Origin of the sequence: Acinetobacter psychrotolerans, from assembly GCF_048552595.1 — a bacterium.
Taxonomy (GTDB): Bacteria; Pseudomonadota; Gammaproteobacteria; order Pseudomonadales; family Moraxellaceae; genus Acinetobacter.
This window is the reverse complement of record NZ_JBIMDK010000004.1, coordinates 49,474-63,567: the sequence shown is the minus strand read 5'-3', so window position 1 is coordinate 63,567 and position 14,094 is coordinate 49,474. Positions and strand designations below refer to the sequence as shown.

The window sequence follows — 14,094 nt, the reverse complement described above, 5'->3', positions numbered from 1 at the left end:
ATAAGGCTTTAAAATTTCAAGCTAGAATATCATTTTTCAATGTATCAACAAGACGTTGATTTTGTTCATCTGTACCAACAGTGATGCGTAAAAATTGATTAATTCGTGGTTTATTAAAATAACGTACAATAATACCCCGTTCACGCAATTCTTTCGTCAATTCACCTGCATCTTTAGAAGGTAAGGATGCAAAAATAAAATTAGCTTTGGATGGTAAAACTGTAAAACCTAATGTTTCTAATTCATGTGTAAGCTTGTCACGACAAGCGATAACTTTCTGACATTGTGCTTCAAAATAGTCTTGATCTTCAAATGAAGCCACCCCTGCCGCAATTGCAAAACGATCAATTGGAAAAGAATTAAAACTATTTTTGACGGCTTCAAGTGCTGCAATTAAATGTGGCTGAGCAATAGCAAAACCGACACGTAAACCTGCAAGAGAACGTGATTTAGATGTGGTTTGACAGACAACCAAGTTTTCGTATTTTGTAACCAAACTAACAGCAGATTCTGTACCAAAATCCACATAAGCTTCATCAATCACTACGACAGAATCTGGGTTAGCTTGTAAAACTTCTTCAATCTCAGCCAAACCAAGTGCAATACTGGTTGGTGCATTGGGATTGGTGATGATGATGCCTCCATTCGGCTGTTTGTAATCACCAACTTCTATTTCAAAATCATCATTCAATGGCAAAATTTTGGTTTTTGCTGAAATGCCAAAAAACTGACTATAAACAGGATAAAAACTATAGGTAATATCTGGATATAGAATCGGTTTTTCTTGCACAAAAAATGCTTTAAAAATGTGTGCTAAAACTTCATCTGAACCATTACCAACAAAGACATTTTCCACAGCGACATTCTGCTGTTTAGCAATCGCTTGTTTCAGTGCTGTCGCATCTGGGTCTGGATATAAACGTAATACATCTGCTGAATTTTCTAAAATGGCTTGCACAGCAGCCACAACTTTAGGCGACGGTGGATACGGATTTTCATTGGTATTTAATTTGAGTAAATTTTGAATTTTTGGTTGTTCACCCGGTATATAAGGTTCAAGCTCACGTACCGAAGGACTCCAAAAACGCATTTGTTTAGGGGTGATATTTGGCATTTTATTTTCTCTTATTCGCCCTCTCCTAACCTCTCCCAAAAGGAAAGGAATCATCAATTATACTTTTAAATAGCTCTATATAATCTATTTCCGATTTTAATCGTATAAAGTACCCTCTCCGTACGAGAGGGTTAGGGAAAGGTTTTAATTTAAAGAACTGAATTTCCAGTTTTAGTCTCTTTACTCGTAACGATATCGTGCTGATCTCGCATGTGCATCCAAATTTTCCTGTTGTGCAAGAATATCGGCAGTTTTCGCAAGTGGTTTAACACCCTGCTCAGAACACATGATCAGACTGGTACGCTTCTGGAAATCATAAACACCAAGTGGTGAAGAGAATCGCGCAGTACCCGAGGTTGGTAAAACATGGTTTGGCCCTGCACAATAATCACCAATCGCTTCTGGCGTATAACGCCCCATGAAAATTGCACCTGCATGACGAATATTTTCAGACATTTGCTGAGCATCATCCAAACATAACTCTAAATGTTCAGGAGCGACTTGGTTAATTAAATCAATTGCTTCCTGACGGTCTTTAACCAAAACCAAAGCACCACGATTAGCAATTGAAGTCCGAGCGATTTCCGCTTTAGGCAAAGCTTTTAAATGCTCTTCAATCGCATTTGCAACATCATTCAGTAATTGTTCATCAGGCGTAATAAAAATCGCTTGAGCTACCGCATCATGTTCAGCTTGAGACAAAACATCCATCGCTAACCATTTGGCATTATTTTCGCCTTCGGCATAGACTAAAATTTCAGAAGGCCCTGCAATCATGTCAATACCGACTTGACCAAAAACCGTACGTTTTGCCGCAGCGACGAAACGATTTCCTGGACCTGTAATTTTATCAACTTGAGGAATGGTTTCTGTACCATAAGCCAATGCAGCCACAGCCTGTGCTCCACCAATCGTAAATACACGATCTACACCTGCTAAATGAGCAGCAGCCAATACCAGTGGATTCAATTCACCATTTGGCGCAGGAACAACCATGATAATTTCTTGCACGCCTGCAACATGCGCAGGAACAGCATTCATTAAAACAGAAGATGGATAAGACGCCAATCCACCAGGAACATAAATCCCTACACGATCAAGTGGTGTAACTTTTTGCCCTAATGTATTTCCCAACTCATCCACATAGGACCAACCATCTTGCTTTTGAGCTTGGTGAAATGAACGAATACGCTTTTCTGCCATTTCTAAAGCTTCTCGCACTTCTGTGGTTAAGCCTTCAAATGCTACTTTGAGTTGTTCTTGTGACAGTTCTAACTCTGAAAATTGATGTGCTGGATGTCGATCGAACTGTTGAGTGAGTTTAAGTACATGTGCATCACCATGTTGGCGTACATCTGCAATAATTTGGTCTACTGTTTTTAAAAGTTCAGGATCACTCACTGTTTCAAAAGCCAACAAGTCTGCAAATACTTGTTTAAAGTTTGGCTCTTGAGTCGATAAACGTCGCATCAATTTACCCACAAGGTTATTTAAGAAAGATTCAGTTTACCTTGTTTTGAGTAGCTTGTGGGTAAGATAACATCATCAATTCTATTTAGTTTGATAGGAAAATACTTTACCTAGCAATGTTTAGAGTGACATTCTCACTCAATACAGCGATAAAAATGATGTTATATATCTATTCAAAAATTAATATCCACCATAGGTTGAATATGCAAATAGAAAAAATAGCCCAAACATTCTCATTGGGTCAGTTCAATTCAGTTTTTCAATATTTAACCGAAGATATTGAATGGCATATTATTGGCGAACAACATTTAAAGGGCATGGACAATATAATCAACCACTGTAATTTAATACAAGATTATTTCAATAAAACACCACACAAATTCACGATCAATATCAATCATCAAATACGGTTATTATTCAAGGCTATGCTAAATTTCAGCATTCAAATAAAAATACAATCATCCAAGCATGCGATATTTATACTTTCAATCAGTTACAACAGCTCACTCTGATCGAATCCTATTGCATAACCACTTGAACTCTCAATAAAAAACCGCCCCAAGTGGACGGTCATTTATTCACAAAAATAGAATTAATTCATTATTTTTGCTTTTGACGCTCTTCAACAGCTATTTCAAGCTGTGAAAGAATAGGATTTAACAGCGCTTGCTTACGTTTAAAACTGGCTTTATTCACAATCAAACGTGAAGACACTTGGCAAATTTCCTCTAATGGCTCAAGACCATTGGCACGTAAAGTATTACCTGTGTCCACGACATCAACAATGTAATCTCCTAAACCAACCAATGGCGCTAATTCCATTGAACCGTAAAGTTTAATCACATCAACTTGCTCGCCAAGGCTTGCATAGTATTGACGGGTGAGATTGACATACTTAGTGGCGATTTTTAAACGACCCTTCGGACGTTCCATGCCAACCTTGCCTGCTGTCATTAACTTACAGTTGGCAATTTTCAAGTCTAATGGTTCATAGACATTTTGCGCGCCATGTTCCATCAAAACATCTTTGCCCGCCACACCAATATCTGCAGCGCCATTTTCCACATAAGTCGGTACATCTGAAGCACGTAAAATAAGAATACGCACATGCTTATGTGTGGTTGGAAAAATCAACTTACGAGATTTATCTGGATCTTCTAATAAATTAATCCCAGCAGTTTCAAGCAAAGGAAGCGTTTCTTTTAAGATACGCCCCTTACTCAATGCCAAAGTTAAACCATGATCAAAATTGCCCATTACGTCAAAGTTTGGATCATCGTTTCTCATATCGCTCATTAACTTACTCGCTCACTCGCTTAATTTGAACACCTAGACCTTGTAATTTTGCTTCAATATCTTCATAACCACGATCGATATGGTAAATACGGTCAATCGTCGTTTCACCTTCAGCAACCAGAGCAGCTAAAACCAAAGAAAAAGAAGCACGTAGGTCAGTTGCCATAACTGGTGCAGCAGATAATTTTTCTACACCTGTAACCACCGCATCATTGCCTTCAATCTGAATATTCGCACCCATACGTGCCAATTCAGGTACATGCATAAAACGGTTTTCAAAAATTGTTTCAGAAATTGTTGCAAAACCACGACCAATCGTATTGACCGCCATGATCTGTGCTTGCATATCTGTTGGAAAATCTGGATGCGGCAGCGTTTGAAAGCTCACTGCTTTCGGACGTTTACCCTGCATATCCAGTTCAATCCAGTCATCACCACGGATCACTTCTGCACCCATTTCTTCAAACTTATCTAAAACAGCTTCAAGAAGATTTGGATCGGTATGTGTGGTTTTGACTTTACCACCTGTAATTGCTGCTGCTGCTAGATACGAACCTGTTTCAATTCGATCTGCAACAACTGAGTATTCACAACCATGTAAACTTTCAACACCAGTCACAACCAATGTATCTGTGTCCAAACCTTCAATTTTCGCACCCATTTTAATCAGCATGAGTGCAAGGTCTGTGATTTCAGGCTCACGTGCTGCATTACGAATTGTTGTTACGCCATCTGCAAGTACGGCAGCAGTTAGAATATTTTCAGTCCCACCTACAGTCACCATATCAAAAATGACTTCGCCACCTTTTAAGCGACCATCCACTTTGGCATGTACATAACCTGCTTCGACCTCAATCTGTGCACCCAAAGCCTCTAATGCTTTTAAATGCTGATCGACTGGACGTGAGCCAATGGCACAGCCACCTGGAAGTGAAACTTTTGCACTACCATAGCGCGCTAATAATGGCCCAAGCACCAAAATAGATGCACGCATGGTTTTTACTAATTCATAAGGTGCAAATTGATTATCCAGAGTAGAGGTATCTGCAACAACAGTATCGCCCTCATAACTCATAGTGATGCCTAAACCACTAATCAATTTGACCAATGTTCTCACATCCTTTAGATCTGGAACATTTTTTAAAGTAATCGGCGAATCCGCTAAAATCATTGCTGCCAATAAAGGTAAAGCAGCATTTTTCGCACCTGAAATGCGAACTTCACCTTCGATTTTTGCACCGCCTTGAATGACAAATTTATCCATTGACGCTTAAGCTCCAAACATACTGGCTTTGCGCCATTCTTCTTTAGTCATTGCACGAATAGTAACCGCATGTACTTCACCACTGGCAATATAAGAATTGAGTGGTGCATAAACAGCTTGTTGACGAGGAACTGGACGTTTCCCTTCAAACTGGTTATCCACAATACGGAGGTCAAATTTACCTGCTTGTCCACTGACAGCAACCTCAGCATCAGGAAAAGCTGCTTTTAAAATTTCAGTGAGCTGTTCACTATTCATTGCATGACCTCTTTATAGGACTGACAGTGTAAAAACCGAGTATTTTACTATAACTAGCCAAAGTAATTCATTAACTCGTACAAATATTATTGATAAAAAAACCACTATATCAAAATAGTGGTTTTTTCTCACCAAATCGAATTAGAACTTTTTAAAGCCCTTAGTCACGACAAAAGGTTTTTTCTTTTCAGGTTGTTCGCTACGTTCTGAGCGATCTGAATAATCACGACGCTCAGTTGAGTTTGAACGATCATCTGAACGACCACGGTTGGGTTGACCATAACGACTTTCTGAACGATTGCCATTAAATGTATTGCCACGGTTATCCGAGCGATCATTGCTATAACCCGTACCACCAGAACGCGCTTTGTTAAAACGGTTTTCAGTACGTTCGTTACGGCTATCGGTACGATTTTCAGTACGATGCTGACCATATTGATTAGTCATCGGCTGATGATCACGTTGTGGAGCTTGATTTTGATTCTCTTCGCCTTCGTTGTCACGGCGTTGTTGGCGTAAAAAACCACCACGACGTGCAGCCATCGGCTTATCTTGCATACGTTCAGTACGACGTTTTGCCATACCAAATAAGCCAGTACCTTGACGTGGTTTCAACTCAACTGCTTTAGTTAAGTTATCAATATCATTCTTATCAAGTTCCATCCAACGACCTGTACGTAGTTCACGTGGTAAAATTACTGTGCCATAACGTGTACGCAACAGACGGCTGACTTTTAAACCTTGCGATTCAAAAATACGACGAACCTCACGGTTACGCCCCTCTTTAACAACAACTTGATACCAACGGTTGATCCCTTCACCACCAATTTCAGTGAAAGATTCAAATTTTGCAGGACCATCATCTAAAATAACACCTTTCATCATGTTATTTTTAATTTGAGGAGTCACTTCACCCATCACACGAACAGCGTATTCACGCTCAACTTCATTTGAAGGGTGCATTAAACGATTTGCCAATTCACCATCATTCGTGAACAACAATAAACCAGTCGAGTTAATATCTAAACGACCAACCATAACCCAACGATCATTGGTAATCGGTGGAAGATGTTCAAATACCGTTGGGCGAGATTCAGGATCATTGCGTGAGCAAATTTCACCTTCTGGCTTATAGTAAATCAACACACGGCGGCGGATTTCATCTTCAATTTGGAACTGAACTTTACGACCATCGATGCGAAGCTCATCCGTTGGTTCAATACGTTCGCCCACTTGAGCAACCTGCCCATTGACACTTACACGTCCAGCCGCAATGACCTCTTCCATGTAACGGCGAGAGCCCAGTCCAACTCGTGCGAGTACCTTTTGCAATTTTTCACTCATGACACATAACCTTAGAAATAAACATCAACAGTGCACCTATTTAAGACTTTGGAGCTTGCGCATCCAAAACCATAAAAGCTTCCTTGGCGTCCTGTAGGGGAGGCAATTGGTCAATTGAAACGAGACCAAAAGCATTTAAAAATTGTGGCGTTGTAACTAACAACGCAGGTCTTCCTGGGAGTTCACGGAAACCAGATTCTTTAATCCAGTTCCATTCAAATAATGTCCGAATGATTTGGCTATTATTCGTCACTCCACGAATTTGTTCTATATCAGCACGTGTTACAGGCTGATGATATGCGATCACTGCTACGGTTTCTAACAGTGATGGGGATAATCGGGTCGGTCGGTCTGGCCAAACTTGTGCAATGACATTTCGATACTTTGCACGAACTTGGAAACGATAGCCTTGCGCTGTTTCGACTAACTCTATAGAACGACCATGTTGTAAAACAGACAATTGCTGTAAATATTGTTGCAATTGTTGTTTAGAAAATTGATTTTGAAATGCTTCTTTTAAGCGCGCGACAGATACAGGCGCATCACTTGCAAAGATAATCGCTTCAAGCTGCATAAGCACTTCATGATGAAGCTCATGCGGAGAACCTTCGCCATGGAAAGCATTATTTTGGTCAATCGTCATGCAGGAGCTCCTTGAATTGAAAGTGGAGCATCTACACCTGCTGAAATAATGTGAACTTTTTGCTGACGACTCAACTCTAAGATTGCCATAAATGTCACAACCATGCCCATACGACCTTGGTTCGGCTTAAGCAACTCTTGGAAAATAAGCACTTCTCCAGATTTAACCATCTGTTCAATATAAGCAATACGCTCTTCTAACAATACAGGTTCTTGTTCAATTTTATGGATGATCGGTTCAGGTCGGTTAAAAATGCAATACAACGCATCTCTTAACAGCTCAACCTCATAACCATCATATACTTTTGCAATATGACCAATCGTCACATTGGTGGTAAAGGTATCTCTATCTAAAACAGGCATTTGACCTAAACGTTCAGCCGCTTTTTTAATGCGTAAATAGGTTTCTAAACGGTCAATTAATTCTCGTTTCGGGTCTTTCTCAATATTAATGGTTTTTGGTTTCGGCAATAATAAACGAGACTTTAAGTCTGCTAATAATGCCGCCATCACCATATAATCTGCTGTCAGCTCAATATTCAGCGATTTCATACTATCCATATAGGATAGGTATTGTGCAGCAATCGGTGCAATATCAAGCTGTAAGAGATCAAAACCATTTTTTTGAATCAAATAAATTAAAAAGTCGAGTGGTCCTTCGAAATGTTCAAGCAAAATTTCGAATGCAGCTGGGGGAATATATAAATCCTCAGGAATTGTTTCTTGCCATTCATCCAACACTCGGATAGGCGAAACAGATTCCATAGAATCAGGAGTTGCTTGAGTCATTACAATTATTAGCCACGCGAATTTTCAAAGGCATGTTTAATTCGTGCTGCCACTCATAGAACTAGTGCCTAGGAGAGAGGTGGTAACGAATTACGAAAAGAGAATCTATACATTTTAAAGTAAAAGTCCGCAGGAATACATGACTAAATCATAAAAATGACAAAAAACCTGAAAATAAGTAAGGAATATTAAATTGCGTGATATTTCTAAGCTTGCTTTGACCGCCCTTTCATAAGGTAAAAAAAAGTCTTTGTTTTATGGAGTATTCATTAAATTTATAACCTTTTATTATTCATTTAAATTAAGCTAACTATAGAGTATTAAAACAATTATTATAAATACTACTTATATTTTTTTGATCATTAAATATTCTTTTGAATAAAGAACAACGATTAAATTTGAGTGAAAATTCAATAAAATAAATTCATTCTTCATCATTTTTAAAATGATTAATATCTAAACCTAACGCCATTTCTAGTGCAAAAAATACCATCAAGCTAATTTTAATTAATTTTAACAACATCATTGAAAAGAAACCCCAATTTTCATTGAGGTTTTTTAAGTTAAAAACGAATTGTATTAGTGCACCATTGAAATTTTATCCAAAAAGAACTTGGTTCTTTCATGACGTTCTTCAGGTTTATTGAAAAAGTCATTCGTTGCACAATCTTCTACAATCTTACCTTGATCCATGAAAATAACTCGGCTAGAAACTTTACGTGCAAAGCCCATTTCGTGGGTTACACACATCATCGTCATGCCTTCTTTTGCAAGTTGAGTCATCACATCAAGCACTTCACCGACCATTTCTGGGTCAAGCGCAGACGTTGGCTCATCAAATAACATGCACACAGGGTCCATACACAAACCACGAGCGATTGCCACACGTTGTTGCTGACCACCCGACAACTGACCAGGAAATTTATCTTTATGTGCAACTAAACCCACACGATCTAAATACTGTAATGCTTTTTTCTTCGCTTCTTGCTCAGGACGTTTCAGTACCTTCATCTGACCAATGGTTAAGTTATCCAACACAGTCATATGTGGAAATAATTCAAAGTGTTGGAAAACCATTCCCACACGTGAGCGGAACTTCGCCAAATCAGTTTTTGCACCTTTTAACGCCGTTCCATCGACAATAATATTTCCGTCTTGGAAAGGCTCTAGTGCATTAACTGTTTTGATTAGTGTTGATTTTCCAGAACCAGATGGGCCACAAACCACCACAACCTCACCCTTTTCAATAGATGTTGTGCAATCGGTAAGAACCTGAAAATCTCCATACCATTTTGAGATATGTTGTATTTCTATCATTGGCATATTGATTCTCCAATTATCTAATTATGGCTATTTTTTGATGTAAACGCTTCACAAGACGAGAAAGCGCAAAGGAAATACAGAAGTAAACAACAGCAACTACAAGGTAGAAGGTTGCTTTAGTTTCGGCACCGTAAGTATTTGCTAATGTATTGGCATTACCCAAGAAGTCTGGCGCACTAATCACGTAAACCAAAGATACATCTTGGAAAAGTACAATTGATTGCGTGAGTAAGATCGGCAACATATTTCTAAATGCTTGTGGTAACACAACATTTGACATGGTTTGCCTATAGGTAAAACCAAGCGCATAACCTGCATTCTCCTGCCCTTTCGAGACAGATTGAATACCCGAACGAACGATTTCCGAGAAAAATGCAGCTTCGAAAATTGCAAATGTCACCACACTCGAAAAGAGCGGCCCATAATAAGTATCAGACTGGAATTCAAAGAATTTAGGCAATAAGAAATAGAAAATGAAGATCACTTGAATCAGTGGTACACCACGGAAGAAATCGACATAAATCTTAGCAAAAGTACTGGCAATTTTATTACTGGATAGACGCATCATGGCTAAAGGTGTGCCAATCAGAATACCGCCAATAATCGATAAAATCGTTACAGTAACGGTGAATTTAAACCCTGCACTCAGCGTTTGAATAACATCTTGATTTTGTAAAATACTAAAATCCATGACTATTTACCCCCTGAGCCTAGACCAGGAACAGCCATACGTTTTTCAACCCAAGACATGATCAATTTAATGGTATAGGTAATGACTAAGTAGACTGGTGTCGAGAGAATAAGAATAACAATATCTTGTGATGTTTCTTCACGCATGGTTTTGGTATACGCAAAAAAGTTGAGAACACTCAGTGCGTATAAAATAGCCGAATTTTTAAATACGTTCATTGCTTCTGAAGTCAATGTTGGCCAAACAATACGGTAAGCAACGGGTAAAACGACATAGCGATAACTTTGTGCTTGCGTTAAGCCAATTGCATAAGCTGCATTTTTTTGACCATTCGAAACCGTATTAATCCCTGCACGAACTTGTTCTGCGATACGTGCTGCGGTATATAAGCCTAGTGCAAATACCCCAACAACGGCAGGATTGTCATTCAGAATATTTTGCCACCATCCCCCATTGACCATTTCGCCACTGCCCGTACTTAAACTTTCTGGGAGCAGTTCTGGAAATACAAATGCCCAGAAGAAAAGTTGCACAATCAATGGAATATTTCGGAAAAGTTCTACATAGCACGTCCCAATGAATGACAATGGCTTATTGGGTACAGTACGTAAAATACCAATAAGTGACCCAATAACAAAAGCAATAACAAAAGCTGCTAATGCTGTCCACACCATTGTCCAGACACCTGAACCTAAAAGCTGTAGCCACGTAGGCGCATCTGCTACAGGAGAATAACTTTGGCCGCCAATGGCTTTACATACAGACTCAGCCCACGCGGCTTTGTCTAAACTATATTCGTTGGAGGGGAGACAATATGATGTCCAGTTAAGTGAGCCGACTGACATATGCGCTCCTTGTAATTTTAATTTTTAATAAAGCAATAGATCAAAACATTGATCATGTTTTGATCTATATACGCTTGTGTTAATAAAGCAAAATGTTACTGAATACCAGCGTCAGTCGGTTTCGCCATAAGTGCTTTATACGAACCACTCATCGGCATATTCATATTGACATTTTTTGGCACAATTGGAGACAAGAACCATTTTTTATAAAGTGCTGCCATTTGTCCATTTTTCCACATGGTCGTAACAACCCGGTCTGCAATTGCTTTATAAGCAGCATCACCTTTTGGAAGCATGATGCCATATGGTTCAGAAGAAAGAACAGGCCCTACAATTTTGAAATCCTTAGGATTTGAAGATTTAGCAATTAAGCCTGCAAGAATATTATCATCCATTACAAATGCAGCAGCACGACCCGAAGCTACCATTGCAAAAGAGTCTGAGTGATCTTTACCGTAAACGTTATTCACATTTACTTTCTCACCTTTCTCTCCCATTTTGATGTATTTATCCGACGTTGTACCTTGCGTTGTCACAACCGCTTTACCATTTAGATCTGCAATAGATTTAATTGGAGAATTGGCTTTAACTGCCATACGAACTTCTGTCGCATAATAATTGGTAGAGAAACTGACTTGTTGTTGACGTGGAATAGAGTTGGTTGTTGTACCACACTCCATGTCAATATTCCCTGCTAACATTTCAGGAATACGGGTTGAAGATGTTACAGCCTTGTACTCAACCTTAAGCGCTGGCATTTTTAACGATTTTTTTAACTCATTGGCAAAGTTATTACAAATATCGACTGCATAACCCATTGGTTTCCCACCAACAACGTATGAAATTGGGTCTGAAGACTCACGATAACCAATAATAACTTTTCCAGATTGTTTAATTTTTGCGAGTGTGTCTGCGGCTTGAACCTGTGTGAATGCACCGCTCGCCATGAATACGCCAAGCGTAGTGGTTAAAATTTTTGTCGACAATTTCTTCATCTTTGAAGGCTCCATTTGCATTAATCTTTGAATAATCTAGTTTCAGATTCGATTTATTACATTTTGGGTGTTATGCATAATAAAAATGCTTGATCCGTCTAACACCACGTATCTATTTATATTTATACCTACATTTTGCATAAGTAAAGAATAAAAAAATAATAAATTTCACTCAAACACAGCGTGATACACATCACAATAGGTTTTGTATTGTATGTAAAAAAAATGAAATAAATAGGGTTTAGAGTATTTATTTGAGCTTATAATTTACTTAAATGTATTTATTTAAATGATAGTCACTTGACAATATTTAATGTCAATCTGTTGATTTTATTATTAATAAAACTACCACACTTATAAAATTTTATTTTACTTAATAATTAATAAACACTTTTTGAATATAGATTAACTTTAATGCTAGTCGCTTGCCATTTGATGTGATATAAAAATAAAAGCGGCATGAATTTTGCATTACATTCACCAGATAAAATGTGATGTAGATGTGATCTCTTTTGAAACAGAGCGGGAAGAATTTTTATGAAGTTATCGGTTGGATTAAGGGTTGCAAACTCGTTGTCGCTAACACCACAACTGCAACAAGCCATTCGATTGCTGCAATTATCAAGCTTGGAATTGGAACAAGAAATTCAAATTCAACTTGATAGTAATCCTTTGCTTGAAAAAGTCGAGGATGAAAACAATGACAATATTGAAAGCTTAGAAAATATTAAGCAAGAACAACAAGAATATGAACTTTCTGAATCTTTGAATGCAGATCATCTACCCGATGAATTACCTGTAGATACTGATTGGGATGATATTTATACCCACCAATCGACCGCGATGGAACGCCCTGAATTTGATGATCGTGAAGACAATCATCACGTCAATGCCTCGTTAAAAGACCACATGCTGGGACAGGTCAATTTATTACACTTCTCTCCAGTGGATAAATTAATCGCCTATTGTATCGTTGATGCTTTAGATGAAAAGGGTTTTTTAGATGCTGATGTTGAGGAAATCGTAAGCTCAGTACAACATTTACTACAACAAATGGATTATGAAATTGAAGTTGAGGAAGATGAAGTTTTAGTCGTACTCAAGCATATTCAACGCCTTGAACCGCTTGGTGTAGGTGCACGAAATTTAGCTGAGTGTCTATTTGTACAAATTGAAGCTTTACCCATAACAACTTTATTTAGAAAAGAAGCTTTAATATTACTAAAACATTATGAGTTATTGGTCAGTAACGACCTAAATAAATTGATCAAACAAACAGGCTTAAATGCAGATCAATTAAAATCTGCGATTGCATTACTAAAAACGCTAAAACCCTACCCAGGTGCGGAGTTCGATCAAAAAGAAAATGATTACCAAATTCCAGATGTCGTGGTATCAAAAAAAAATGGACATTGGCATGTTCAACTTAACCCCGATATTTTACCCAAGCTTAGAGTGAATTCATTTTACTCAAGCATGATTAAACGTGCTGATCAAAGTGATGATAATCAATATCTTCGTGGGCAAATGCTGGAAGCAAAAAACTTTATTAAAAGTGTCGATGAACGCCATAAAACATTATTAAAAGTCGCGAGCTGTATCGTACAGCATCAACGTGAATTTTTAGAAATTGGCGCTGAAGGCATGAAGCCTCTCGTGCTTAGAGATGTTGCAGAAGAAGTTGAACTACATGAATCTACCGTTTCACGTGTAACGACCAATAAATTTTTACTGACACCTCGTGGCTTGTTCGAATTGAAATATTTCTTTTCGAGTCATGTTGGAACATCATCGGGCGGAGAGGCATCTTCGACTGCCATTCGAGCAAAAATTAAAAAACTGATTGCCGATGAAAATCCACGTAAACCATTGTCAGATAACGCTCTTGCCACCTTATTAAATGAAGCAGGAATTGATGTTGCACGACGTACCGTCGCAAAATATCGCGAATCATTACATATTCCATCATCGTCAGACCGAAAAGTCTTGATCTAATTTTTAAAGTGTGGCAATTGTAGATGTACATTATTACCAAATAATGAATCGCTTGTTGTTTTTTGGAG

12 protein-coding genes and 1 pseudogene are annotated in these 14,094 nt (G+C 38.3%); 1 reads left to right on the top strand and 12 read right to left on the bottom strand.

All coding sequences use genetic code 11. From position 1 onward, the window contains the following. Positions 1–16: 16 nt before the first annotated feature. From hisC to ACG94X_RS04885, 12 genes and pseudogenes are all read right to left on the bottom strand, one after another. On the bottom strand, positions 17–1,114 hold the full coding sequence (gene hisC / locus ACG94X_RS04940) for a histidinol-phosphate transaminase (RefSeq protein ID WP_419382632.1): 1,098 nt from the start codon (positions 1,112–1,114) through the stop codon (positions 17–19). Between the two features lie 180 nt (positions 1,115–1,294). After that, positions 1,295–2,596, bottom strand: a complete 1,302-nt coding sequence (gene hisD, locus ACG94X_RS04935; protein ID WP_419382631.1) for a histidinol dehydrogenase — start codon at positions 2,594–2,596, stop codon at positions 1,295–1,297. 588 nt (positions 2,597–3,184) lie between these two features. Then, entirely contained in the window at positions 3,185–3,880 is a 696-nt protein-coding gene (gene hisG / locus ACG94X_RS04930; protein ID WP_419382630.1) for an ATP phosphoribosyltransferase, read from the bottom strand. 4 nt (positions 3,881–3,884) lie between these two features. Then, positions 3,885–5,144 (bottom strand): UDP-N-acetylglucosamine 1-carboxyvinyltransferase, encoded by a 1,260-nt coding sequence (murA, locus tag ACG94X_RS04925; protein WP_419382629.1) that lies wholly within the window; start codon positions 5,142–5,144, stop codon positions 3,885–3,887. 6 nt (positions 5,145–5,150) lie between these two features. Next, the gene (ibaG, locus tag ACG94X_RS04920; RefSeq protein WP_004723729.1) at positions 5,151–5,402 is read right to left on the bottom strand and encodes a BolA family iron metabolism protein IbaG; all 252 of its coding nucleotides are present in this window, start codon (positions 5,400–5,402) and stop codon (positions 5,151–5,153) included. Between the two features lie 459 nt (positions 5,403–5,861). Beyond that, a pseudogene (gene rluB, locus ACG94X_RS04915) lies at positions 5,862–6,746 on the bottom strand (23S rRNA pseudouridine(2605) synthase RluB); the annotation flags it as partial. 40 nt (positions 6,747–6,786) lie between these two features. Continuing rightward, entirely contained in the window at positions 6,787–7,389 is a 603-nt protein-coding gene (gene scpB, locus ACG94X_RS04910; RefSeq protein ID WP_419382628.1) for an SMC-Scp complex subunit ScpB, read from the bottom strand. Next, positions 7,386–8,177: a segregation and condensation protein A gene (locus ACG94X_RS04905; protein ID WP_419382627.1), complete on the bottom strand. Its 792-nt coding sequence runs from the start codon at positions 8,175–8,177 to the stop codon at positions 7,386–7,388. Before ACG94X_RS04905 ends, scpB begins: the two co-directional genes overlap by 4 nt. Before the next feature lie 579 nt (positions 8,178–8,756). Next, positions 8,757–9,500: an amino acid ABC transporter ATP-binding protein gene (locus ACG94X_RS04900; RefSeq protein ID WP_419382626.1), complete on the bottom strand. Its 744-nt coding sequence runs from the start codon at positions 9,498–9,500 to the stop codon at positions 8,757–8,759. A 13-nt stretch (positions 9,501–9,513) separates the two neighbouring features. Then, the gene (locus ACG94X_RS04895) at positions 9,514–10,191 is read right to left on the bottom strand and encodes an amino acid ABC transporter permease (protein ID WP_419382625.1); all 678 of its coding nucleotides are present in this window, start codon (positions 10,189–10,191) and stop codon (positions 9,514–9,516) included. Between the two features lie 2 nt (positions 10,192–10,193). Further along, positions 10,194–11,036 carry an amino acid ABC transporter permease gene (locus tag ACG94X_RS04890; protein WP_419382624.1) on the bottom strand — a complete coding sequence of 281 codons (843 nt, stop codon included), beginning with the start codon at positions 11,034–11,036 and terminating at the stop codon, positions 10,194–10,196. Between the two features lie 95 nt (positions 11,037–11,131). Continuing rightward, positions 11,132–11,983, bottom strand: coding sequence for an amino acid ABC transporter substrate-binding protein (locus ACG94X_RS04885; RefSeq protein ID WP_419382798.1), 852 nt, complete (start codon positions 11,981–11,983; stop codon positions 11,132–11,134). 585 nt (positions 11,984–12,568) lie between these two features. Here ACG94X_RS04885 and ACG94X_RS04880 point away from each other — a divergent pair. Continuing rightward, positions 12,569–14,026: an RNA polymerase factor sigma-54 gene (locus ACG94X_RS04880; protein ID WP_419382623.1), complete on the top strand. Its 1,458-nt coding sequence runs from the start codon at positions 12,569–12,571 to the stop codon at positions 14,024–14,026. Positions 14,027–14,094 lie beyond the last annotated feature (68 nt).

What these genes read in the sequence shown, in the direction of transcription:
- hisC (WP_419382632.1), bottom strand. Translation starts at nt 1,114, where the DNA reads ATGCCAAATATCACCCCTAAACAAATGCGTTTTTGGAGTCCTTCGGTA.
- hisG (WP_419382630.1), bottom strand. Translation starts at nt 3,880, where the DNA reads ATGAGCGATATGAGAAACGATGATCCAAACTTTGACGTAATGGGCAAT.
- murA (WP_419382629.1), bottom strand. Translation starts at nt 5,144, where the DNA reads ATGGATAAATTTGTCATTCAAGGCGGTGCAAAAATCGAAGGTGAAGTT.
- ibaG (WP_004723729.1), bottom strand. Translation starts at nt 5,402, where the DNA reads ATGAATAGTGAACAGCTCACTGAAATTTTAAAAGCAGCTTTTCCTGAT.
- scpB (WP_419382628.1), bottom strand. Translation starts at nt 7,389, where the DNA reads ATGACGATTGACCAAAATAATGCTTTCCATGGCGAAGGTTCTCCGCAT.
- ACG94X_RS04905 (WP_419382627.1), bottom strand. Translation starts at nt 8,177, where the DNA reads ATGACTCAAGCAACTCCTGATTCTATGGAATCTGTTTCGCCTATCCGA.
- ACG94X_RS04900 (WP_419382626.1), bottom strand. Translation starts at nt 9,500, where the DNA reads ATGCCAATGATAGAAATACAACATATCTCAAAATGGTATGGAGATTTT.
- ACG94X_RS04895 (WP_419382625.1), bottom strand. Translation starts at nt 10,191, where the DNA reads ATGGATTTTAGTATTTTACAAAATCAAGATGTTATTCAAACGCTGAGT.
- ACG94X_RS04890 (WP_419382624.1), bottom strand. Translation starts at nt 11,036, where the DNA reads ATGTCAGTCGGCTCACTTAACTGGACATCATATTGTCTCCCCTCCAAC.
- ACG94X_RS04885 (WP_419382798.1), bottom strand. Translation starts at nt 11,983, where the DNA reads ATGGCGAGCGGTGCATTCACACAGGTTCAAGCCGCAGACACACTCGCA.
- ACG94X_RS04880 (WP_419382623.1), top strand. Translation starts at nt 12,569, where the DNA reads ATGAAGTTATCGGTTGGATTAAGGGTTGCAAACTCGTTGTCGCTAACA.